Annotated in this window: 19 protein-coding genes; 10 read left to right on the top strand and 9 right to left on the bottom strand. The window is 58.9% G+C overall.

Features of this window, described 5'->3' with window-relative positions; genetic code table 11:
* Positions 1 to 62: 62 nt before the first annotated feature.
* The 5 genes from ACOI7D_RS21325 (at position 63) to ghrB (ending at position 5260) form a co-directional block, all read left to right on the top strand.
* Positions 63 to 1079: a LacI family DNA-binding transcriptional regulator gene (locus tag ACOI7D_RS21325; protein WP_023291318.1), complete on the top strand. Its 1017-nt coding sequence runs from the start codon at positions 63 to 65 to the stop codon at positions 1077 to 1079.
* Positions 1080 to 1190: 111 nt separating this feature from the next.
* Positions 1191 to 1940 carry a sugar phosphate isomerase/epimerase family protein gene (locus ACOI7D_RS21320; protein ID WP_049013063.1) on the top strand — a complete coding sequence of 250 codons (750 nt, stop codon included), beginning with the start codon at positions 1191 to 1193 and terminating at the stop codon, positions 1938 to 1940.
* Between the two features lie 3 nt (positions 1941 to 1943).
* Entirely contained in the window at positions 1944 to 2879 is a 936-nt protein-coding gene (locus tag ACOI7D_RS21315) for a sugar kinase (RefSeq protein ID WP_008806889.1), read from the top strand.
* A 104-nt stretch (positions 2880 to 2983) separates the two neighbouring features.
* Positions 2984 to 4264, top strand: coding sequence for an MFS transporter (locus ACOI7D_RS21310; RefSeq protein WP_109546825.1), 1281 nt, complete (start codon positions 2984 to 2986; stop codon positions 4262 to 4264).
* Positions 4265 to 4288: 24 nt separating this feature from the next.
* Entirely contained in the window at positions 4289 to 5260 is a 972-nt protein-coding gene (ghrB, locus tag ACOI7D_RS21305; RefSeq protein WP_244341725.1) for a glyoxylate/hydroxypyruvate reductase GhrB, read from the top strand.
* A 108-nt stretch (positions 5261 to 5368) separates the two neighbouring features.
* Here the strand turns inward: ghrB and ACOI7D_RS21300 are convergent, their stop codons facing one another.
* Positions 5369 to 6079: a DUF3053 domain-containing protein gene (locus ACOI7D_RS21300; protein WP_002921929.1), complete on the bottom strand. Its 711-nt coding sequence runs from the start codon at positions 6077 to 6079 to the stop codon at positions 5369 to 5371.
* A 160-nt stretch (positions 6080 to 6239) separates the two neighbouring features.
* Here ACOI7D_RS21300 and ACOI7D_RS21295 point away from each other — a divergent pair, with 160 nt between their 5' ends.
* From ACOI7D_RS21295 to cspE, 4 genes are all read left to right on the top strand, one after another.
* Complete coding sequence (locus tag ACOI7D_RS21295; RefSeq protein ID WP_109546823.1) at positions 6240 to 6527, top strand: hypothetical protein; 288 nt, start codon at positions 6240 to 6242, stop codon at positions 6525 to 6527.
* Entirely contained in the window at positions 6520 to 7875 is a 1356-nt protein-coding gene (locus ACOI7D_RS21290; protein ID WP_023291321.1) for an MFS transporter, read from the top strand. The genes ACOI7D_RS21295 and ACOI7D_RS21290 overlap by 8 nt, the downstream gene beginning before the upstream one ends.
* A 244-nt stretch (positions 7876 to 8119) precedes the next feature.
* Positions 8120 to 8410 carry an HTH-type transcriptional regulator gene (locus ACOI7D_RS21285; protein ID WP_004205010.1) on the top strand — a complete coding sequence of 97 codons (291 nt, stop codon included), beginning with the start codon at positions 8120 to 8122 and terminating at the stop codon, positions 8408 to 8410.
* Positions 8411 to 8663: 253 nt separating this feature from the next.
* On the top strand, positions 8664 to 8876 hold the full coding sequence (cspE, locus tag ACOI7D_RS21280; protein ID WP_000014594.1) for an RNA chaperone/antiterminator CspA: 213 nt from the start codon (positions 8664 to 8666) through the stop codon (positions 8874 to 8876).
* Positions 8877 to 8974: 98 nt separating this feature from the next.
* Here the strand turns inward: cspE and ACOI7D_RS21275 are convergent, their stop codons facing one another.
* From ACOI7D_RS21275 to ACOI7D_RS21255, 5 genes are all read right to left on the bottom strand, one after another.
* The gene (locus ACOI7D_RS21275; RefSeq protein WP_060589846.1) at positions 8975 to 10594 is read right to left on the bottom strand and encodes an ATP-binding cassette domain-containing protein; all 1620 of its coding nucleotides are present in this window, start codon (positions 10592 to 10594) and stop codon (positions 8975 to 8977) included.
* 301 nt (positions 10595 to 10895) lie between these two features.
* Entirely contained in the window at positions 10896 to 11048 is a 153-nt protein-coding gene (gene hokA / locus ACOI7D_RS21270; protein ID WP_109546822.1) for a type I toxin-antitoxin system toxin HokA, read from the bottom strand.
* Positions 11049 to 11374: 326 nt separating this feature from the next.
* The gene (gene glyS, locus ACOI7D_RS21265; protein WP_023291325.1) at positions 11375 to 13444 is read right to left on the bottom strand and encodes a glycine--tRNA ligase subunit beta; all 2070 of its coding nucleotides are present in this window, start codon (positions 13442 to 13444) and stop codon (positions 11375 to 11377) included.
* A gap of 9 nt (positions 13445 to 13453) precedes the next feature.
* Complete coding sequence (glyQ, locus tag ACOI7D_RS21260) at positions 13454 to 14365, bottom strand: glycine--tRNA ligase subunit alpha (protein ID WP_023291326.1); 912 nt, start codon at positions 14363 to 14365, stop codon at positions 13454 to 13456.
* A 127-nt stretch (positions 14366 to 14492) separates the two neighbouring features.
* Entirely contained in the window at positions 14493 to 14792 is a 300-nt protein-coding gene (locus ACOI7D_RS21255; protein ID WP_072096573.1) for a YsaB family lipoprotein, read from the bottom strand.
* Positions 14793 to 14971: 179 nt separating this feature from the next.
* Between ACOI7D_RS21255 and ACOI7D_RS21250 the strand changes: the two genes are divergently transcribed.
* A complete protein-coding gene (locus ACOI7D_RS21250; RefSeq protein ID WP_109546821.1) occupies positions 14972 to 15967 on the top strand; it encodes an acyltransferase in 996 nt (331 codons plus the stop codon).
* Between the two features lie 27 nt (positions 15968 to 15994).
* On the opposite strand, the gene yiaA is transcribed toward ACOI7D_RS21250, so the two are convergent.
* The 3 genes from yiaA to xylB form a co-directional block, all read right to left on the bottom strand.
* Complete coding sequence (gene yiaA, locus ACOI7D_RS21245) at positions 15995 to 16438, bottom strand: inner membrane protein YiaA (RefSeq protein ID WP_032454340.1); 444 nt, start codon at positions 16436 to 16438, stop codon at positions 15995 to 15997.
* Positions 16439 to 16471: 33 nt separating this feature from the next.
* Positions 16472 to 16843, bottom strand: coding sequence for an inner membrane protein YiaB (gene yiaB / locus ACOI7D_RS21240; protein WP_032454341.1), 372 nt, complete (start codon positions 16841 to 16843; stop codon positions 16472 to 16474).
* A gap of 168 nt (positions 16844 to 17011) precedes the next feature.
* Entirely contained in the window at positions 17012 to 18466 is a 1455-nt protein-coding gene (gene xylB / locus ACOI7D_RS21235; RefSeq protein WP_044525028.1) for a xylulokinase, read from the bottom strand.
* Between the last annotated feature and the right edge of the window lie 28 nt (positions 18467 to 18494).

Genomic DNA, 18494 nt, shown 5'->3' with positions numbered 1-18494 from the left:
ATGCTTGATATCGCTATTTTTCGCGCTAAGGTGTTGGCAGATTTTCAGCAAAGGAAGCCACCATGGCGAAAGCGGCGCGTGCAACCATTAGCGATGTGGCGAAAGCCGCAAAGACCGGCAAAACCAGCATTTCACGGTATCTTAACGGCGAGAAGCATCTGCTTTCCGACGATCTGTTATCACGTATTGAACAAGCCATTGCCGAACTCGACTACCGCCCCAGCCTGATGGCCCGCGGCCTCAAGCACGGCCGAACCCGCCTCATCGGCCTGATCATCGCCGATATCACCAACCCCTATTCGGTCAACGTCATGAGCGGCATTGAAGCGGCCTGCCGGGAAAAGGGCTTCACCCTGCTGGTGTGTAACACCAATAACGAGCTGGATCAGGAGCTGCACTACCTCGACCTGCTGCGCAGCTACCAGGTGGAAGGCATCGTCGTCAACGCGGTCGGCATGCGGGAGGATGGCCTGAACCGGCTGCAGCAGTCGGCCCTGCCGATGGTGCTGATTGACCGTAAAATCCCCGATTTCGCCTGCGATGTGGTCGGGCTTGATAACGCCCAGGCCGCCACCACCGCCACCGAACACCTGGTGGAGAAAGGCTTTGAGGCCATCCTGTTTCTTAGCGAACCGCTGGGGTCGGTCAATACCCGCCGCGAGCGCCTGAGCGCCTTCCGCGCCACGCTCACCCGCCACCACGGCGTGGTGGCCGAAAACGCCGAAGTGCAGCTCAACGACGGCGCGATGATGGACAACGTCCTGCGCCAGTTCCACGCCCGCCACCGCGGGATGCGCAAAGCGGTGATCTCCGCCAACGGCGCGCTGACGCTGCAGGTAGCCCGCGCCCTGAAGCGCGTCGGCCTGATCTGGGGCAGCGATATCGGCCTGCTGGGCTTCGACGAACTGGAGTGGGCGGAGCTGGCTGGCGTCGGCATCACCACCCTCAAACAGCCAACGTGGCAGATCGGCTACGCGGCGGTGGAACAGGTGATTCGGCGCATTGCTGGCAGTAACGACCCCATCTGCGAGCGGGTCTTCTCCGGCGAGCTTATCGTCCGCGGATCAACTTCCCGTTAACGATCCTTCGTGATGCCGATCATAAATTAAACATCTCGCCCTTTCTTATGGAACCGATACCATCTAGCGTAATAAGGAGATTAAGCAACAAACGCCGGGAGTAAGAGCGCGATGGCCAGAAAAATTATTGTCGTTACCGCTGCGTATGGTAATGACCATGTTAAATCCTTAGGCGGCCAGGCCGCCGTCCTGCCGTTTATCGCCGATGCCGGCGCGGACGGCGTCGAAATCCGCCGCGAGCTGTTCAGCGCCGAAGAGCTCAACGCCCTGCCGACGCTGGCCGCCACCATTGAGCGCCACGGCCTGCTGGCCTGCTACTCCGCGCCCCAGGCGCTGTTCGCCGACAACGGCGAGCTTAACCCGCATCTCCCGACGCTGCTCGCGGAAGCGCAGACTCTTAACGCCCTGTGGCTGAAGCTCTCCCTTGGCCATTTCCGCCACAACCAGCAGCTCGACGAACTGCGCGATATCCTCAGCGACAGCGGCATGGCGCTGGTGGTGGAGAATGACCAGACCGACTGCGGCCAGCTGGCGCCGATGCAGCGCTTCAAAGCCGCCTGTCGGGTCCATCAGCTGCCGATCACCTTAACGTTTGATATGGGTAACTGGCTGTGGGTCGGCGATTCGCCGGAAGAGGCCGCCCGCCATCTTGCGCCGGCGGTCAGCTATATTCATGTAAAAGCGGCGGAGCCGCATCAGGAGAAATTCCGCGCTGTGCCGCCGGATCAGGCCGCCGACCGCTGGCTGGCCCTGCTCGATAATCTTCCCGCCGACGCGCCGCGTGGAATCGAGTTTCCGCTGACTGGCCATGACCTGACGGCCGTGACCCGCCGCTACGTCAACCTGTTACGCGAGGAATAAGCCGTGGAAAATTTAGATGTCATCACCATCGGCGAAGCTATGGCCATGTTTGTCGCCACCGAAACCGGCGATCTGGCCGAGGTGGAGCATTTTATGAAACGTGTCGCCGGCGCTGAGCTGAACGTCGCCACCGGCCTGGCGCGCCTGGGTCTGAAGGTCGGCTGGGTCAGCCGCGTCGGCAACGACAGCTTTGGCCGCTTCGTACTGCAATCGCTGGCGAAAGAGGGGATCGATAGCCACGCTGTCGCCATCGACAACCGCTTCGCTACCGGTTTCCAGATGAAATCGAAAGTCGAAAATGGAACCGATCCCATTGTGGAATATTTCCGCAAAGGTTCTGCCGCCAGCCATCTGTCGCCGGACGATTTTCGCGCCGACTACTTCACCAGCGCCCGTCATCTGCACCTGAGCGGTGTGGCCGCCGCGCTCTCTGAAAGCTCATATGCGCTGCTGGAGCATGCGGCGAAGGTCATGAAAGCCGAGGGCAAAACCCTCTCTTTCGACCCCAATCTGCGGCCGGTGCTGTGGAAAAGCGAAGCCGAGATGGTGGAGAAACTCAACCGTCTCGCCTTCCAGGCTGACTGGGTTTTGCCAGGCTTAAAAGAGGGCGTCATCCTCACCGGCCAGCAGACCCCGGAGGGGATCGCCGATTTCTATCTCTCGCGCGGCGTCAAGGCGGTGGTCATTAAAACCGGCTGCGACGGCGCCTGGTTCAAGAGCGCCAGCGGCGAACAGGGAACGGTTGATGCCATTAAAGTCGAAAACGTCGTCGATACCGTCGGCGCCGGCGATGGCTTTGCCGTCGGGGTCATTAGCGCCCTGCTGGAAGGCAAAACCCTGCTTCAGGCGGTGAACCGCGGCAATAAAATCGGTTCGCTGGCCATTCAGGTCCAGGGCGACAGCGAGGGGCTGCCCACCCGCGACGCGCTGGGCGAATAACATTTATACGCAACCATAACAGCCGTCCTGTACCCTACCTGCAGCGCGGCACAGCAGCGTCCGTTTCGACGGACGTATGTCACCTCATTGACAGAGGCAAGCCTATGAATAGCTCAACAAATGCAACGAAACGCTGGTGGTACATCATGCCTATCGTGTTTATCACGTATAGCCTGGCGTACCTCGACCGCGCCAACTTCAGCTTCGCCTCCGCGGCAGGCATTACCGAAGACCTGGGCATCACCAAGGGGATCTCCTCCCTGCTGGGGGCCCTGTTCTTCCTCGGCTACTACTTCTTCCAGATCCCCGGCGCTATCTATGCGGAGCGCCGCAGCGTTCGCAAACTGATCTTTATCTGCCTGATCCTGTGGGGCGGCTGCGCCTCCCTGACCGGGATTGTGCATAATATCCCGGCGCTGGCGGCCATTCGCTTTATCCTCGGCGTCGTCGAAGCGGCGGTGATGCCGGCGATGCTGATCTATATCAGCAACTGGTTCACCAAATCCGAGCGCTCGCGGGCCAATACCTTCCTGATCCTCGGCAACCCGGTGACGGTCCTGTGGATGTCGGTGGTCTCCGGCTACCTGATTCAGGCCTTCGGCTGGCGGGAAATGTTCATCATCGAAGGGGTGCCGGCGGTGATCTGGGCCTTCTGCTGGTGGGTGCTGGTGAAAGATAAACCGTCGCAGGTATCCTGGCTGGCGGAGAGTGAAAAAGCCGCGCTGCAGGAACAACTGGATCGTGAACAGCAGGGCATCAAAGCGGTGCGTAACTATGGCGAGGCCTTCCGCTCCCGCAACGTGATCCTGCTCTGCGCTCAGTACTTTGCCTGGAGCATCGGCGTGTACGGTTTTGTACTGTGGCTGCCGTCGATTATCCGCAGCGGCGGCGAAAATATGGGGATGGTGGAAGTGGGCTGGCTCTCTTCGGTTCCGTACCTGGCGGCGACTATCGCCATGATCGTGGTCTCCTGGGCCTCCGATAAAATGCAGAACCGTAAACTGTTCGTCTGGCCGCTGCTGCTGATTGGCGGACTGGCCTTCATCGGCTCCTGGGCGGTTGGCGCCAACCACTTCTGGGTCTCTTACACCCTGCTGGTGGTGGCTGGTGCGGCAATGTATGCGCCTTACGGCCCCTTCTTCGCCATTATTCCGGAAATGCTGCCACGCAACGTCGCCGGCGGCGCGATGGCGCTGATCAACAGCATGGGCGCCCTGGGCTCCTTCTGCGGCTCGTGGTTTGTCGGCTACCTGAACGGCGCCACCGGCAGTCCCGCTGCTTCCTATATTTTTATGGGGGTGGCGCTTTTCGCCTCAGTATGGCTGACTTTGATTGTTAAGCCTGCTAATAATCAAAACCTTCCACTTGGCGCTCATCACGCCTGAACGACTCACACTACGGAGATTCGCATGAAGCCGTCTGTCATTCTCTATAAAACGCTTCCCGACGACCTGCTACAGCGTCTGGAGGAGCACTTTTCCGTCACTCAGGTGAAAAACCTGCGGCCGGAGACCGTTTCGCAGCACGCTGAGGCCTTCGCCCAGGCTGAGGGCCTGCTGGGCTCCAGCGAAAAGGTTGACGCCGCGCTGCTGGAGAAGATGCCGAAGCTGCGTGCGACCTCCACCGTGTCCGTTGGCTATGACAACTTCGACGTCGAGGCGCTGAACGCCCGCCGGGTGCTGCTGATGCATACCCCGACCGTGCTGACCGAGACCGTCGCCGACACGATCATGGCGCTGGTGCTGAGCACCGCCCGCCGGGTGGTGGAAGTGGCGGAGCGCGTCAAAGCGGGCGAGTGGACGAAGAGCATTGGGCCAGACTGGTTCGGCACCGACGTACACCATAAAACCTTAGGTATCGTCGGCATGGGCCGCATCGGCATGGCGCTGGCGCAGCGCGCCCACTTCGGGTTCGGCATGCCGATCCTGTACAACGCGCGCCGCCAGCATCCACAGGCAGAAGAGCGCTTCAACGCCCGCTATTGCGATCTCGATACCCTGCTGCAGGCAGCCGATTTTGTCTGCCTGATCCTGCCCCTGAGCGAAGAGACCCACCATCTGTTCGGTCAGGCGCAGTTCGCCAAAATGAAATCTTCCGCCATCTTTATTAACGCCGGGCGCGGCCCGGTGGTCGATGAGCAGGCGCTGATCGCCGCCCTGCAGGCGGGGGAGATTCACGCTGCCGGCCTTGATGTCTTCGAGCACGAGCCGCTGGCTAAAGATTCGCCGCCGCTGAGCCTGCCGAACGTCGTCGCGCTGCCGCATATCGGCTCCGCCACCCATGAGACGCGCTACAACATGGCGGCCTGCGCGGTGGATAACCTGATCGATGCCCTGAACGGCAAGGTCGAGAAAAACTGCGTCAATCCGCAGGTAAAATAAGCCATAAAAAAACCCGGGTAGCGGCGGCCATCGCCCTCCCCGGGTTCTTTTTGCATTCTGTCCGTCATCCAGCCCGTTCGCCGCAGCTCACGTCAGCCAGACGGGGCATTAGCGGGTGGCGTTCACCGCCGCCGTCCATGCCTGATTAAACGCCTGATGCTGCGCCGCCAGCGGCCCAATCAGCGCATTATACTGGCTGGCCTGCTGCGAGGTCGGGAACTGAATGCCGTTGGCCACAAAGCTCACCTGGGTCCCCTGCTGAGCGACAAAATCCCCCACCTGAACCAGCTGCTGGGTAAAGATCTGCGCGGCCGGGATCAGCGGCTGCAGCGCGTCGGCTGGCGCGGTGACGACCTTGGCGTATACTTGATCGAAGACCGGCTTGAGATCGTCAGCCTGCTTCAGAGCGCCATGCGCGGCATCAGCCTGCATTTTGGCATTCTGCAGCTGCTGGCTGAGCACGCCCAGCGCGCCGTTCGCCTGACGCAGCGGCTCGCGCTGGGTCATATAGTCCTGCGGAACGCGGATCGCATTGACGCTATCCACCACCGGGCGCAGACCAGCGTCCATCGCCTGGCTCACCTGCTGCGAGTAGCCGTAGATCACCGCGTAGTCAGAGACAAACGGCCCAAACTGTTTTTTCTGATCGGCGGTCAGCGTCGGCAGTCGTTCACCGCTACGCATCGCCGTATTCTGCAGGAAGTCGATAAACGCTTTGCGCTGATCGCCCTCTTTATCAAAACACCCACTCAGGCTAACCACCATTAATAAGGCCGCCATAGCCGCAAACCAGCGAGAGCAGGACTTTCCTGTCGCCATTTTTTTACTCCTTTCAGCCAAAAAAAGCGCACAAAGACACACACGTGCCAGACGCTGACAAGGATAGTCCAGCTCGGCCTCGCAGGATACCCTTTACTGCTAATCTTACGCAGGAAAAACGCCATTCCATACGCCGCTATCGCCGCCTGGCGCGTCTGTTATGCGCATCACAAATATGCGCTTTAAATCAGGCCGACGCATATCACGTAACTTATTGATATTATTTAAACAAAAAATCCATCAACCGGCGCCTCGCCCGGAAGCGGACGATAATCGCACGCTTTGGCGCGCGCCCGGATTGCCTGGTCAGCGCTTCAATGATTTGATGAATGAGCGATTAACGGCGATGCGTTCGATTATCGCACAAATCAAACTCAATGACGCGAAGGCGACGATAATAACAAACCTCTGTCCCTCGCTCAGTCTGCCAGGAAAGCCGTATGACTAAGACAACCATCGACATTCAGGCCTTTATCAACGAGCACCCCTTCACCCGCTACCAGTGGATGATCCTCGCGCTCTGCTTCATCACCGTCGCGATGGACGGGTTCGACACCGCGATCATCGGATTCATCGCCTCCGACCTGGTCCAGGAGTGGGGCGTGGAAAAATCAGCCCTCGGCCCGGTGATGAGCGCCGCGCTGGTGGGCCTGGCCGTCGGCGCGTTAACCGCGGGACCGCTGGCTGATCGTATCGGCCGCAAGAAAGTGCTGATTATGTCGATCGTGGTGTTCGGCGGATTCAGCCTGCTCACCGCCTTTGCCACCAGCCTTAACCAGCTGACGCTGCTGCGCTTCCTGACCGGCCTGGGCCTTGGCGCAGCGATGCCCAATGCCGCCACGTTAATGAGCGAATATGCGCCGGAGCGCCGTCGGGCGCTGCTGGTGAACCTGATGTTCGTCGGCTTTCCGATGGGATCGTCGCTGGGCGGCTTTTTATCCGCCTGGATGATCCCGCACTATGGCTGGCAGAGCGTGCTGGTGCTGGGCGGCGTGATGCCTCTCCTGCTGGCGGTGGCTTTAATTTTCCTGCTGCCGGAGTCCGCCCGCTATCTGGTGGTGAAGCGTCAGCCGGCGCAGCGCATTGCCGCCATCCTGCGGCGTATCGCGCCGCTGCCGGAGGCGGTGGAATTTGAGCTGCGCGAAGCAGGCCAGGTGAAAGAGAAGTCGGCTATCGGCGTCATTTTCTCCCCGCGCTACGCAGTGGGTACCGTGATGCTGTGCCTGACCTACTTCATGGGTCTGCTGATCTTCTATCTCCTGACCAGCTGGCTGCCGCTGCTGATCCGTGAAACCGGCGCATCAATGAGTCAGGCCTCAATCATCACCGCTCTGTTCCCGCTCGGCGGCGGAATTGGCGTGCTGATCCTCGGCGCCCTGATGGACAAGATCAACCCCAATAAGGTAGTGGCCGTCGGCTGGCTGCTGACCGGCGTTTTCGTCTGTCTGGTCGGCTTCTCCACCAGCAGCCTGGCGCTGATGGGAGTGATGGTGTTTATCGCCGGCAGTATTATGAACGGCGCGCAGTCGTCGATGCCGGCGCTGGCGGCAGGCTTCTACCCGACGCAAGGGCGCGCCACCGGCGTCGCCTGGATGCTGGGTATCGGCCGCTTCGGCGGGATCCTCGGTGCGTTCAGCGGCGCCTTCCTGATGCAGGCCCAGCTCTCTTTTGAGACCATTTTCACCCTGCTGGCCATCCCGGCGTTCCTGTCAGCCATCGCGCTGCTGATTAAATACCGGGTCAGTAAATCAGCGCCCGTGGCGACAGAGGACGCGAGAGGTCTGCAGAAAGCCTGATCGATAAGCCGGCTGCCCGCGCCGGCTTTGCCGCTTTTTTCTTATCCGTTTACAAAAATTTTCGAAGCCACGCCATCGCGTTAGTAATCATTCTCTTAGGCCCCGTTGCCGTTTGGCTGACGGGGCCGATTCGATAACCTGCTGGCAAATAATCACGGACGTTACCATCCTTTACGCCTTTTTCTGACTATTCTTAAAGAGCTTTAGAAAAATCTCTTCCGCTGTGTGATAAAAGGAGTTCTCAATGGAATATAAAGATCCCGTGTTTGAACTGCTGAGCAGCCTGGAACACATCGTTTTTAAGGACGATAATCAGACACTTACCTCAAACCGTAAGTCCACTGTGTTTAGTGAATTTGAACAGCTGCGTAAAGGCACTGGACTTAAGATTGACGACTTCGCCAACGCCATGGGCGTGAGCGTCGCCATGGTAAGAGAGTGGGAGTCGAGACGGGTAAGACCGTCCCCCACAGAGCTGAAATTAATGCGCCTGATTCAGGCCAATCCGCAGCTTTCAAGACAGTTACTCGATTAATCCAGCGCGCAGCGGCAAGGGCCAGTAAGGGAGCTTTTGCCGCTGCGCCGTAAAAAAAAAGTTTGCTATCAGGTGCTGAACGTGCGTTAATGCTCGCAGGTTTGATGTACAGACCACAGAGCAGTCGAATAGAGCAGTCCTTCTAAGGTTATCCAAAGATACCCCCGTAGTGAACTTTCCCTTTATCGCTTTAAATCTGTAGTCCAGACCGCTACGCCGCAAGGCTCACTTATTTTTTTAAAGGTAATTCACTATGTCCGGTAAAATGACTGGTATCGTAAAATGGTTCAACGCTGACAAAGGCTTCGGCTTCATCACTCCTGACGATGGCTCTAAAGACGTGTTCGTACACTTCTCTGCTATCCAGAACGATGGCTACAAATCCCTGGACGAAGGTCAGAAAGTCTCCTTCACCATCGAAAGCGGCGCTAAAGGCCCGGCAGCTGGCAACGTAACTTCTCTGTAAGTTCAAGCCGCTAAGAATCGAGAATCCCTGCCTGATGGCGGGGATTTTTTTTATCTGTCGCCAGCCGCCGCCAGCATACGATGGCGGCTGCCGGGCATTCAGAGTCGGGCAAAGCGCCAGCCCGTTTCCCCCCACGTCAGGCTGTGGGTGAGTTTCAACCCCTGCAGAAACGCCTCGTCATGCGACACCACCACCAACGCGCCGGGAAACGTCGCCAGCGCACACTCAATGGCCTGTGTCGACGCTAAATCGAGATGGTTGGTCGGCTCATCAAGCAACAGCAGCTGGGCCGGATCGCGTCGCCAGAGCACGCAGGCCAGGGCCGCTTTCAGGCGTTCGCCGCCGCTGAGCGCCGCCAGCGGCAGGTTGACCTTATCGGCGCCCAGCTGCAGCTGCGCCAGACGGGTCCGCAGCAGCCCCTCATCCAGCGGAGTATCGTCCAGGCTCAGATGCGTTATCACCGATAACGACAGATCCAGCTGCGTCAGATGTTGATCCAGATAAGCGGCGCTCACCGACAGCCGGACATCGCCTGAGGCGGCCTGCTCCAGCCCCAGCAGCGTTTTCAGCAAGGTAGTTTTGCCGCAGCCATTCGGCCCTCGCAGCGCGACGCGCATCGGACCATCCACGCGCCAGTCCAGCGGCGCAGCGGGGGAATGGGCGAGCTGCAATGCTTCCACGACCAGCACCTGCTTGCCCGCCGCCACTTCGCTGCCTGGCAGGGTGAACATCACCGGCGTATCCTCTTCCACCCGCTCTCGCGCCTGCTGCACAGCGCCATTCAGACTGCTGTTCTGTTCACGATGCTGACGGCGCAGCGTTCCCGGACGCTCTTTTGCCGCGCCTTTGTACTTCACGCGTTCGAAAGAGGCGATATTCAGGGTATCAACGGTACGCAGTGTCTGCGCCGAGCGCCGCTGGGCAGCATCATGCTCTTTTTGCATTCGCGCGCGGGTGCGTCGCCGCTCGGTCGTCGCATGGTCCAGCGCCGCGCGCGCCGCCTGCTGCTCCGCCTCGCGCTGCCGCTGATATTCGTCATAGTTGCCGCCGTAGCTGCGCAGCGCCGTCGGCGTCAGCTCGATGATCCTCGGCATCCGCGCCAGCAGTTGACGATCGTGGCTGGCGATCAAAGCTCCGCCGTGCCAGTTTTCCAGTTGCTGATAGAGCCACTCTCGCCCCTCACTGTCCAGATGGTTGGTGGGCTCATCCAGCAGCAGATAATCGGCGCCCGAGACGAAGGCGCCGCACAGCAGGGCCTTCATCCGCTCGCCGCCGCTGAGTGAAAAAGCGGGACGATCGGCAGAGAACGGCGGGAGACCGGCATCACGGAAAGCTAAACTCAGCCGATCGGGGAGATCCCAGTGGCCATCCAATAGCTCGAAATCGTCGACCAGTCCATGACCCTGTTCAAGGCGGAACAAGGCGTCAAAGACCGGCGCATAGCCCAGCAGCGTAGCGAGGGTGGTCTCCGGGGTAAGCGTCGGCTGCTGCGCCACCCAGGCAATGGAAGCCGCGCGCTCGATATGGCCACCGGCAGGAGAATCAAGGCCCGCCAGCAGGCGCAACAGACGCGACTTACCGACGCCGTTCCGGCCGACCAGACCGCAAAGGGACGGTTCCAGCGAGACGTTGAGAGGACCAAACAGGGTCTGCCCCGTCGCAAACTGACAGGTGACCTGATGTAAAACAAAAGCGGGGATGTGGGCGCAATGAGCCATAAGCACTCCTGAATGAAATCAATACTCCCCTACCCGCAACGTCTGCGAGGTAAGGCGTGAAGTTCATCAGTCGTGTTTGTTCATTTGTAGGGCGCGCTCCAGTGAGACGAGGGATTCGTCGGGGCATAGGATAGCCACACTCCGCTATGAATTTCAAGCCCGTTTAATTCAACAATCGTTTAAAAATAAAAAGGCCTCCTGATATCAGGAGGCAAATGATTTATTTGGTGAACAATGAAAGGGTGCATTGAGAATGCCTGACACTGCAAGCATAGTGGGGATAGATCCCCACCAGATGCTCTTACTGTTTACTATCACAGGCTAAGAATGCCACCAGCTCACTATTTCCCTGCCTGAGCTGTAATTCATATAGCGAATCACGAACCATCCAGGTCAATAATAAAACAGTGAAGCAAATCACTATTAAGCCAAACAACAGATAGTTTCGCAGCATTCCTCGCCTCCCGTGTTGATTTTCAACAAGTAAGAGGCTACTCTTATGGTGTTGATGCATAGGGGAGCCTCACTTTGATTACTATCAGGTGGGGCTTTTCTCTGTGTGTCTCCCGCTGAATACCTGAGACACACCGTCTCAAGCACCCGCCGCCATTCTAGCGTAAATACCTCACGGAATTATGTTTATATATTCTTAAAATATTTTTTATTGATCAATGTAAATAATTAAAATATCAATGACTGAATTATTAGCGGTTCGACTACTTATATTTCAGGTATAAAAAAACCTGCCCTGAGGCAGGTTTTTTATTATTACCGCTACGCTTACTGCAGCAGAGAAATATCCGCCACCTGCAGGAACAGTTCACGCAGTTTGGACAGCAGCGTCAGACGGTTGATGCGGACATCTTTGTCTTCGGCGTTGACCATCACGTTCTCGAAGAACTCATCCACCGGCTCGCGCAGGGCGGCCAGCTCAATCAGCGCATCCTGATAGCGGCCTGCGGCGAAGTACGGCTGCAGCTTGTCGCGCAGCACCACCAGATTGCCCGCCAGCTTAATTTCCGCCGCTTCTTTCAGCACGGAAGCGTGAACGATGTCGTTCAGCGTCTCGTCGGATTTCGCGAGGATGTTGGAGACACGTTTGTTCGCCGCCGCCAGCGCGGAGGACTCTTCCAGGGTACGGAAGTGCGATACGGCTTTCATGCGCGCATCGAAATCCGCCGGGCGGGTTGGACGACGCGCCAGTACCGCCTGGATAGTGTCGACGCCGTAGCCTTCGTCCTGATACCAGGCGCGGAAGCGGCCCAGCATAAAGTCGATCACGTCATCAACCACGTTGGCGTTGGTCAGCTTCTCACCGTACAGACGCACCGCTTCTTCGGTCAGCGTTTGCAGATCGAGGTTCAGGTTCTTCTCGACGATGATACGCAGGACGCCCAGCGCGGCGCGGCGCAGCGCAAACGGGTCTTTATCGCCTTTCGGGTGCTGGCCGATACCGAAGATACCCGCGAGGGTGTCCATCTTATCGGCAATCGCCACCGCGCAGGCCACCGGGTTAGACGGCAGCGCGTCGCCGGCAAAGCGCGGCTGATACTGTTCGTTCAGCGCCACGGCCACATCTTCCGCTTCGCCATCGTGGCGCGCGTAGTGCATCCCCATCACGCCCTGGGTGTCGGTGAACTCGAAGACCATGTTGGTCATCAGGTCGCACTTGGACAGCAGGCCCGCGCGGGTCGCGTGGTTCACGTCAGCGCCAATCTGCTCGGCAATCCAGCCCGCCAGCGCCTGAATGCGATCGGTCTTGTCGCGCAGCGTACCCAGCTGCTGCTGGAACAGCACGGTTTCCAGACGCGGCAGGTTGTCTTCCAGACGTTTTTTACGGTCGGTGTTGAAGAAGAACTCGGCGTCGGCCAGACGCGGACGGACCACCTTCTCGTTACCGGAGATGATCTGCTGCGGATCTTTCGACTCGATGTTGGCGACGAAGATAAAGTTCGGCAGCAGCTTACCGGCGTTGTCGTAAACCGGGAAGTACTTCTGGTCGCCCTTCATGGTGTAAACCAGCGCTTCAGACGGCACCGCGAGGAATTTTTCTTCGAACTTCGCCGTCAGCACCACCGGCCATTCCACCAGCGAGGTGACTTCTTCCAGCAGGCTTTCGCTCAGATCGGCTTGACCGCCAATCTTACGCGCCGCCTCTTCCGCATCGGCTTTGATTTTGGCTTTACGCTGTTCGTAATCGGCGATGACTTTACCGCGCTCCAGCAGGATCTGCGGGTACTGGTCGGCATGGTCGATGGTGAATTCCGGCTCGCCCATAAAGCGATGGCCGCGGATCACGCGATCGGACGGGATACCGAGGATAGTAGCCGGGATCACCTTGTCGCCCAGCAGCAGCGTGACGGTGTGAACCGGGCGCACGAAGTGGACGTCAGACGCGCCCCAGCGCATCAGTTTCGGGATCGGCAGCTTCGCCAGCGAGCTGGCAATCATGTTCGGCAGCAGCGCTTCGGTGCTTTCGCCCTTCACATGGGCGCGATACAGCAGCCACTCGCCTTTGTCCGTAGTCAGACGTTCGGCCTGATCGACGGTAATACCGCAGCCGCGCGCCCAGCCTTCGGCCGCTTTGCTTGGCTTGCCTTCGGCATCGAACGCCTGGGCAACGGCCGGGCCGCGTTTTTCCACTTCGCGATCGGCTTGCGCCGCCGCCAGGTTGGCCACCTTCAGCGCCAGACGACGCGGGGCGGCAAACCATTCCACTTTACCGTGCGCGAGGCCGGCGTTATCCAGCTCCGCGGTCACGTTCGCAGCAAAAGATTCCGCCAGGCTGCGCAGCGCTTTTGGTGGCAGCTCTTCAGTGCCGATTTCCACCAGAAAAGTATTCTCAGACATGGCCGCCTCTTATTTATTCTTGTTGCACATCGGGAAGCCGAGCGCTTCACGGGAAGCGTAGTACGCTTCCGCCACTGCTTTCGTCAGGGTGCGAATGCGCAGGATATAGCGCTGACGCTCGGTGACGGAGATGGCTTTACGCGCATCCAACAGGTTGAAGCTGTGAGCCGCTTTCAGAATGCGCTCGTAGGCCGGCAGCGGCAGCGGGGTCTCCAGCGCCAGCAGATGCTGGGCCTCTTTCTCATACTGCTCGAAGCAGGAGAAGAGGAAATCGACGTCGGCGTATTCGAAGTTATAGGTGGACTGCTCCACTTCGTTCTGGTGGAACACGTCGCCGTAAGTGGTTTTACCCAGCGGGCCATCGCTCCAGACCAGGTCGTAGACGCTGTCGACGCCCTGGATATACATCGCCAGACGCTCCAGGCCGTAGGTGATCTCGCCGGTCACCGGCTTACACTCCAGGCCGCCCACCTGCTGGAAGTAAGTGAACTGCGTCACTTCCATGCCGTTGAGCCACACTTCCCAACCCAGACCCCAGGCCCCCAGCGTCGGGTTTTCCCAGTTGTCTTCGACGAAGCGAATGTCGTGAATGGTCGGGTCCATACCCAGCTCTTTCAGCGACCCGAGGTACAGCTCCTGGATGTTGTCCGGAGAAGGCTTAATCACCACCTGGAACTGATAGTAATGCTGTAAACGGTTCGGGTTTTCGCCATAGCGGCCATCGGTTGGACGACGGGAAGGCTGCACGTAGGCGGTCGCCATCGGCTCCGGCCCTAACGCGCGCAGGCAGGTCATCGGGTGAGAGGTGCCGGCGCCGACTTCCATGTCCAGTGGTTGAACAATGGTGCAGCCCTGACGAGCCCAGTAATCCTGTAAGGTCAGGATCAGGCCCTGGAAGGTCCTGGTATCAAACTTTTGCATATGATTTCGTGCTGGATACGTGTGGATTTAAAGGAAGGAGTCAGTATACCCGCTGGCTGCGAGATATACAGTACGAAACGGCGTAGTTTCAGGAAAACGGACGAAATTTACGCCAGGCGGGGTCGATTCAGCGCATCGAAAGATGCATAAACTGGCCGTCGGGGTCAAAGGAACAGATGAAACGTTCATTCTTGCCGGTACGACCCGACAGCTCATAGCTCGCCTGGAATTGTTCAAGATGGTTCACGTCAACTAACTGCGTTTGCGTGTTATAGCGGATAGCGGCCTGATCCTTGCAAAGCTGCGCCATATTGAGCGTAGTTTGCGGTGTAATATGCGCGCGCTGCGCCTTTTGCGCCGGCGGGGAAACGGTCTCGCTGCAGCCCGCAAGGAGCAGCGCCAGCATTATGGAAACGACACCTTTCACCACGTTCTCCTCCACCGCCTTGTCAGCAAGTTGTTATCGCAAAGATCCAGTATTACAGGTATTTTGCGAATATCATGAAACAGCGACAAGTCTGTGATCAAAAACTCAGACTAATCTCGTGCGACACCGGGGCATAAGGCGGGTCAGACCTTATATCGCCAGTAGACTTTGAGGGACTGATGCAAGAAAAGATACACTGGATCACCAACCTGCGCGGCATTGCCTGCATGATGGTGGTGATGATCCACAGTACCAGCTGGTATATCACTCATCCGCATACGATTACCCTGCTGCAATGGGATATCGCCAATCTGCTCAATTCCGCCTCCCGCGTCAGCGTGCCGCTGTTTTTTATGATCTCGGGGTATCTGTTTTTTGGGGAACGCAGCGCTCAGCCGCGCCATTTCTGGCGGATTGGCCTGTGCATTGCGTTCTATAGCGCGCTGTCTCTGCTATATATCGCGCTGTTTACCCATATCAACGTCGAGCTGTCGTTAAAGAATTTGCTGCAGAAGCCCGTCTTCTACCACCTGTGGTTTTTCTTTGCTATCGCCGTTATCTATCTGCTCTCGCCGCTTATTCAGGTTAAATCCGTCAACGGCAAAATGCTGCTGGCGCTGATGACGATCCTCGGCATTCTGGCCAACCCCAACATGGTTGGCGTCAAAGCCGCCGGGATTGAGTGGCTGCCGGTCAACCTCTATATCAATGGCGACACCTTTTATTACGTGCTCTACGGCGTGTTGGGCAGGGCCATTGGCACCCTGGATACCGATAAAAAATGGCTGACCCCGCTCTGCGCCGCGCTGTTCCTCGCCGCCGTGTGGGTCATCTCCCGCGGCACGCTGCATGAGCTACGCTGGCGCGGGGACTTCGGCGACACCTGGTATCTCTACTGCGGGCCGGCGGTGTTCGTTTGCGCGGTCGCCCTGCTGACGCTCGCCAAAAAATGGCTGAACGCGCGTCCCCTGCCCGGTATCGAATGTATTGCACGTCATTCTCTGGGAATTTACGGCTTCCATGCCCTGATTGTGCATGCGCTGCGCGCCAGCCATCTGGAACTGAGCCGCTGGCCGCTGCTGGATATTGTGTGGATTTTCAGCGCCGCCCTGCTCGGCAGCCTGCTGCTGTCCGGCCTGGTGCAGCGGGTTGATAGCCGGCGGCTGGTCAGTTAACGACCTGCCGCCGAGAGCGGGCCTGACTCACAGTTCAGGCCCCTCTTCCGGCACGCTGAGAGGCTCTCTTACACGGGTCGGGTCCCAGGCATCACGCACGTTTTTCTGCACCGCAACGGCGCCAAACAGGCTCAAAAAGTACGCCAGTCCATAGAACCCTTTCTCGCTGAGCAGCAGACTGGCGTTCCACAACCCGATAACCAGCAGGCCAACGGCGATGACGAAGGCCACCAGACAGGTGGTGTAGTACAGCGCGGTGGTCGGAATGGCTTCATATTTATCGCGCACCGTCTTCTGATAAGACGCTGCGGCAAACAACCCCAGCACCAGGACAGCAAAATAATAGCCTTTTTCATTCAACTGCATATCCGCATTCCACAGGCCGACCAGATAGGTGGCGATGCCGCCGATCAGGGCAATCCAGGAGATTAAATGAAAGGCCGGAGAATACGTCGCGTGCTTGTTTTCCATTACTTTTACCTCTTACGCGCCCACGGATGGCGCTTATTCCGTTTTTTGCATCGCGCAGGCGACGCGGATCCGTTCGGGGGTTGCCGATGCGCCATATAAGCAGACAAACCATGCCGCGATATAGACGGCTTTTTCATGCCAGCCTGCCGGCACATACCAGGCGCCCACCAGCAGCAGGCCGACCGATAGCAGCAGCACCAACCGGCATAAGGCAATAAAACCGTCGTCCTGTTCCTGCCACCGTCTGGCGCGCTGATGGGCGAGGACGGCAAACATCCCCATCACCAGTACGCCGAGAAAATAACCTTTACCGCTAAACAACGGGCAGGTTCGCCAGATACCGAGCAGATAAACCAGCGATCCTGCTGCCATCATCACCCTGGCAATATTGCGTTTTGTGTTCATCTCACCTCCCTGGTCGACAGGGGCTGATTATGACCGACTCCCCCGGCGATGCCTCAGGTTACGCACGGCCAAACGGAGATTTCGGAATAAACAAATACGCTTTTTTGGATGGATGTAGCCGGGACATTCAGGGAAGTAATCCGCCCGGCGTTGCCGGACGGACTGAGGCTATGACATCAGCGGTTTCAGCTGCTGATAAATCTGGCGGAAGGTTTCCCGCTGTGGCGCATAGTGGGCCACTCGGCGATCGTCCGGGCGATGCGCTTGCTCAAGCGGCAGCGGCGACAACAGCCCGGCGCGGTCGGCTTCGCCGTGCACCGCCAGCTGCGCCAGCCTGGCCGCCCCCAGCGCCGGGCCGACGTCGCCCCCGGTACGATAATCGAGCTGCTGGCCGCTGATATCCGCCAGCATTTGTCGCCAGTAAGCGCTACGCGCCCCGCCGCCGATAAGGGTGATGCTCTGCGGCTTGATGCCGCAGGCGTGAACCACGTCCATGCCGTCCGCCAGCGCATAGCCCACCCCCTCCAGCACCGCCCGCGCCAGCTCTGCCGGCCCATGCTGATGCGTCAGGCCGAAGAAGACGCCCTTGGCCTGCGGGTTGTTGTGCGGCGTGCGTTCGCCCGACAGATAGGGCAGGAACCACACCGGACCGGCGCTCTCGTCGGCTGACTGCGCCGCCGCAATCAGCGCCGGCACGCTGGCGAGACCGGTTAATTTCGCCGCCCAGTCCAGACAGGAAGCCGCGCTGAGCATCACCGACATCAGATGCCAGCGGCCCGGCAGCGCATGGCAAAAGCTATGCACTGCGCTTTCAGGCTTGCTGAGGAACCCTTCGCTGACCGCGAAATACACACCTGAAGTGCCCAGCGACAGCATCGCCTGACCGGCATCGGCCATGCCGACCCCGACCGCGCCAGCGGCGTTGTCGCCGCCGCCCCCCACCACCAGCGCCTGTGGCATATTCCACGCCTGCGCCACCTCCGGACGCAGCTGCCCGGTGACGTCGCTGCCTTCAAACAGCGCCGGCATCGCGTCCCGGCTGAGATCGCAGGCGGCGAGCATCTCATCGCTCCAGTCGCGTCGGGCGACATCCATCCACAGGGTACCGGCGGCGTCAGACATATCGCTGGCAAGCTCGCCGGTCATCCGCAGACGCAGATAATCCTTCGGCAACAGCACTTTATCGACCTGGCTGAACACCGCCGCCTCGTGGCGCTGCACCCACAAGAGCTTCGGCGCCGTAAAGCCCGGCATCATCAGGTTGCCGGTGATCTGCCGGGAAGCGCTGACTTTTTCCTCCAGCAGCTGGCACTCTTCGCCGCAGCGGCCGTCATTCCATAAAATGGCAGGACGCAGCACCTGTAGCGATTTATCCAGCAGGGTGGCGCCGTGCATCTGCCCGGCGATCCCCAGCGCCTTCACGTCGCGCAGACTATGCTGCGCGCCCAGGGCTTTCATCGCCGTGTCCGTAGCCTGCCACCACTGCTCGGGATCTTGTTCCGACCACAGCGGATGCGGACGCGAGACGGTGAGTTTTTCGGTATGCGATGCCACCACATCACCCTGCTCATTGAGCAGAATGGCTTTGACGCCCGATGTCCCCAGATCGATGCCGATATACATACTACCTCTCCTTAAACGCGCGCCACGG

The sequence above is a fragment of the Klebsiella sp. C360 genome, assembly GCF_048822415.1.
Taxonomy (GTDB): Bacteria; Pseudomonadota; Gammaproteobacteria; order Enterobacterales; family Enterobacteriaceae; genus Klebsiella; species Klebsiella quasipneumoniae.
The sequence above is the reverse complement of the archived record's forward strand: the minus strand, read 5'-3'. Positions and strand labels throughout refer to the sequence as shown.

What these genes read in the sequence shown, in the direction of transcription:
- ACOI7D_RS21325 (WP_023291318.1), top strand. Translation starts at nt 63, where the DNA reads ATGGCGAAAGCGGCGCGTGCAACCATTAGCGATGTGGCGAAAGCCGCA.
- ACOI7D_RS21320 (WP_049013063.1), top strand. Translation starts at nt 1,191, where the DNA reads ATGGCCAGAAAAATTATTGTCGTTACCGCTGCGTATGGTAATGACCAT.
- ACOI7D_RS21310 (WP_109546825.1), top strand. Translation starts at nt 2,984, where the DNA reads ATGAATAGCTCAACAAATGCAACGAAACGCTGGTGGTACATCATGCCT.
- ghrB (WP_244341725.1), top strand. Translation starts at nt 4,289, where the DNA reads ATGAAGCCGTCTGTCATTCTCTATAAAACGCTTCCCGACGACCTGCTA.
- ACOI7D_RS21300 (WP_002921929.1), bottom strand. Translation starts at nt 6,079, where the DNA reads ATGGCGACAGGAAAGTCCTGCTCTCGCTGGTTTGCGGCTATGGCGGCC.
- ACOI7D_RS21295 (WP_109546823.1), top strand. Translation starts at nt 6,240, where the DNA reads ATGCGCATCACAAATATGCGCTTTAAATCAGGCCGACGCATATCACGT.
- ACOI7D_RS21290 (WP_023291321.1), top strand. Translation starts at nt 6,520, where the DNA reads ATGACTAAGACAACCATCGACATTCAGGCCTTTATCAACGAGCACCCC.
- ACOI7D_RS21285 (WP_004205010.1), top strand. Translation starts at nt 8,120, where the DNA reads ATGGAATATAAAGATCCCGTGTTTGAACTGCTGAGCAGCCTGGAACAC.
- cspE (WP_000014594.1), top strand. Translation starts at nt 8,664, where the DNA reads ATGTCCGGTAAAATGACTGGTATCGTAAAATGGTTCAACGCTGACAAA.
- ACOI7D_RS21275 (WP_060589846.1), bottom strand. Translation starts at nt 10,594, where the DNA reads ATGGCTCATTGCGCCCACATCCCCGCTTTTGTTTTACATCAGGTCACC.
- hokA (WP_109546822.1), bottom strand. Translation starts at nt 11,048, where the DNA reads ATGCTGCGAAACTATCTGTTGTTTGGCTTAATAGTGATTTGCTTCACT.
- glyS (WP_023291325.1), bottom strand. Translation starts at nt 13,444, where the DNA reads ATGTCTGAGAATACTTTTCTGGTGGAAATCGGCACTGAAGAGCTGCCA.
- glyQ (WP_023291326.1), bottom strand. Translation starts at nt 14,365, where the DNA reads ATGCAAAAGTTTGATACCAGGACCTTCCAGGGCCTGATCCTGACCTTA.
- ACOI7D_RS21250 (WP_109546821.1), top strand. Translation starts at nt 14,972, where the DNA reads ATGCAAGAAAAGATACACTGGATCACCAACCTGCGCGGCATTGCCTGC.
- yiaA (WP_032454340.1), bottom strand. Translation starts at nt 16,438, where the DNA reads ATGGAAAACAAGCACGCGACGTATTCTCCGGCCTTTCATTTAATCTCC.
- yiaB (WP_032454341.1), bottom strand. Translation starts at nt 16,843, where the DNA reads ATGAACACAAAACGCAATATTGCCAGGGTGATGATGGCAGCAGGATCG.
- xylB (WP_044525028.1), bottom strand. Translation starts at nt 18,466, where the DNA reads ATGTATATCGGCATCGATCTGGGGACATCGGGCGTCAAAGCCATTCTG.